The 2,962-nt window shown below is 66.4% G+C and carries 3 protein-coding genes; 1 reads left to right on the top strand and 2 read right to left on the bottom strand.

What is annotated here, in order from left to right; genetic code table 11:
* Positions 1–103: 103 nt before the first annotated feature.
* Together ABGA94_RS17015 and ABGA94_RS17010 are read right to left on the bottom strand one after the other, a co-directional pair.
* On the bottom strand, positions 104–454 hold the full coding sequence (locus tag ABGA94_RS17015; protein ID WP_375367834.1) for a DUF1304 domain-containing protein: 351 nt from the start codon (positions 452–454) through the stop codon (positions 104–106).
* A gap of 42 nt (positions 455–496) precedes the next feature.
* Positions 497–1,825 (bottom strand): NTP/NDP exchange transporter, encoded by a 1,329-nt coding sequence (locus ABGA94_RS17010; RefSeq protein WP_005418421.1) that lies wholly within the window; start codon positions 1,823–1,825, stop codon positions 497–499.
* Positions 1,826–2,110: 285 nt separating this feature from the next.
* Between ABGA94_RS17010 and ABGA94_RS17005 the strand changes: the two genes are divergently transcribed.
* Positions 2,111–2,962, top strand: an 852-nt coding sequence (locus ABGA94_RS17005) for a serine hydrolase domain-containing protein (protein ID WP_375367833.1), incomplete at its 3' end; no start/stop codon positions are given.

Here is a 2,962-nt window from a genome sequence, read left to right as displayed (position 1 = left end):
CCCCCCCCCCCCCCCCCCCCCCCCCCCCCCCCCCCCCCCCCCCCCCACCCCCATGACAAGCTCTACGCGACCACCCCACGAGGGGCTGCGCCGTTGGCTGGAATCACACCATCGCGCGAAGAACCAACGCCAGGATCGCAGGCACCGCCTGGATCATGAAGATCCGGCGGCTCACGCTGTACGCCCCATAGCACCCCGCCACCACCACGCAGGCCAGCGAGAACGTCACCAGCACCGGCTGCCCGATCACCAGCCCCACCACGATGCCTGCTGCCAGGAAGCCGTTGTACAAGCCCTGGTTGGCCGCCAGCACGCGCGTGGTCGCCGCCTTCTCCGGCGTGTTGCGGAACGTCTTCAGACCCAGCGGGCGGGTCCACAGGAACATCTCAAGCGCCAGGAAATAGACGTGCAGCAGTGCGATCAGCAAGGTCAGGGCGAGTGCGATCCAGTACATGGGCGGTTCCTTGGACAGGGATGGGGCTCGGAGCCCGGGAAATCATCGGTCGCGCGGCAGTTTCTTTTCTTCGCGCAGTACACCGAACGCGGCTGCGGTCATGCACGCGGCCACCAGCATGCCGCCGATGAACACTACGTGCGAGCCGAACAATGACAGGCCCTTGTGCACCCAGGCAAAGCTCAGGTCCGCACCGCGGTAGACCACGGTGTCGATCGCTGCGCCGGCCTTGTAGCGCCACTGCCGGTCCACGCGCGTGTAGATTGTCTCGCGCGCCGGCTTGGCCAGTGCGAATTCGCTGGCCCGGGTCATCACCTGCACTACCGCGACCATCAGCGGCATCGGCGAGGCCGCCAGCACCGAAAAGCCGATCAGGATCGCGAAACCGGGAATCAGCAGTGCCGGCGCGATGCCGTGGCGCGACAGCAACCAACGGGTCAGGCCCAGCTGCATCAACAGCGCCAGCGCATTCACCGCCAGGTCGATGCGCGAGAAGAACGCGGTACTGGCCGCCGGGTCGGTGAAGGCCGCGCGCACGATGCTGGCCTGCTGGTTGTACAGCAGCGTGCCGACGCCCACCCCGAACACCACCATCACCGCCAGCCAGCGCAGCAGCGGCTCGCGCACGATCAATTTCAGGCCGTCCAGCACGCTGCCGCCCATCGGCTGCTCGCCGGACACCAGCTGCTGCTCGCGTTCGCGCAGCACCGCCCAGTGCCGCAGCCGCCAGATGCACAACAGGCACACGACCAGGAATCCCGCCGAGACCAGCATGAGGTTGGCGATGCCCACGCGCTGCACCAGCGCACTGGTGATCAACGGGCCGAGGAAGGCACCGACGGTGCCCGCCGCGCCAATGTATCCATAGAAGGCCCGGGCCTGCACATTGGAGAACACATCGGCCATGAAGCTCCAGAACACCGCCACCGCGAACAGGTTGAAGACGGTGATCCAGAAGAAGAAGGCCATGCCGCGGCCCGGCACGCCGCTGTCGAACATCATGTAGAAGCCCAGCAGGGTCACGATGAAGAAGCCATACACCGCCGGCAGGAACACCCGTCGTGGGAAGCGGCTGACCAGCCAGCCGTACACCGGCTGCAGCACCAGCATGATCACGAACACGCAGGAGAACAGGAACTGCAGCACGAAGTCCTTCAACGCGACGCCGTGGTTGGCGAACCAGGCGATCAGCACGGGCGGGAACACCGTTTCCAGGTCTGCCGAGGCGGCCATGGCCTCACGCACCGGGCGCAGCACGTAGTAGCCGCTGAGCAGGCAGAAGAAGTACAGGAACGACCACCACAGCGCCGGCGACTCGCGCAGTGCCGCCGTCAGGCCCTGCAGCGGCCCCTTCCCCCGTACCGCACTCACGCGGTGTCCCTCGCCTGAAGACGGCGGTTGGACAGCGGCATGGCAGGCTCCGGGGCGATGAAACGCGTACGTTAGCCAATGCACCGCAACATCGCCAGCGCGACGCGCCTTCCTGCGGGCGGATCAGCTCCGCTGATCAGCCCGGGATGACACGTTCCGATACATGCTTCCAGCGCCTCAAATTCCAAATTTTTCAACGAGATGCGCATTCATCTTCGCTTTGTTTGTGCACAAGGGAAAAGCGGCGCTAGAATCGCCATCAGCAGTCGCGCACGGGTCCAACCGATGAAAAAGAACAGCCTGCGTCGCCCGATCCGTTCGGCGGCCACCGGTTTGCTGGGCATGCTGATGCCCGTTGCCTTGTCCACCACCGCGCAGACACCGCCGGCATTGCCGCCGATGCCGACCAACATCGAATCCGCTGCGGGTCCCACTGTCGCCCACACCCAGCCGGCGGCCTACCGCACCGGCCTGGTGCCGCGCGTGCAGGCCCCGGCGCCCGGCTTCAACGTCGCCAACATCGAATCGATGGCGCAGCAGCTCACCTATGGCGAACGCGTGCCGGGCATGGCCGTGGCGATCGTGCAGGGCGGCCGCATCCTCAGCGCGCGCGGCTATGGCGTCACCGACGTCAACAATCCGCTGCCGGTCGATGCGCACACCGTGTTCCGCCTGGCCTCGCTGTCCAAGGCCTTCGCCGGCACCATGGCCGGCCTGCTGGTCAACGACGGCACGCTGCGCTGGGACAGCAAGGTCACCGACTACGTGCCGGGCTTCCGCCTGAACTCGCCGGAAGCCACTGATCGCCTGACCGTGGCCGACGTGCTCAGCCATCGCGTCGGCCTGCCATACAACGCCTACGACCGCGACATCGAAGGCAACGCCGAGTACTACGCGCTGACCCAGAAACTGGCCAACACCAGCCTGAAGTGCCTGCCTGGCGACTGCTATGCCTACCAGAACGTAGCCTTCAGCCTGATCGGCGATGTCGTCTACGCGGCCTCCGGCAGCTTCTACGAGCAGTCGGTCGAGCGCCGCATCTTCAAGCCGCTGGGCATGAACGATGCCAGCCTCGGCCTGGCCGGCATCCAGGCCAGCTCGCGCTGGGCGCGTCCGCATGTGCGCAGCCGCAACGGC

The organism is Stenotrophomonas sp. 3diitr2024 (assembly GCF_042136455.1).
In the GTDB taxonomy this organism is placed as follows: Bacteria; Pseudomonadota; Gammaproteobacteria; order Xanthomonadales; family Xanthomonadaceae; genus Stenotrophomonas; species Stenotrophomonas sepilia.
The sequence above is the reverse complement of the archived record's forward strand: the minus strand, read 5'-3'. Positions and strand labels throughout refer to the sequence as shown.

Bases quoted from the DNA above. Each gene is read 5' to 3' on its own strand.
- ABGA94_RS17015 (WP_375367834.1), bottom strand. From the start codon at position 454: ATGTACTGGATCGCACTCGCCCTGACCTTGCTGATCGCACTGCTGCAC.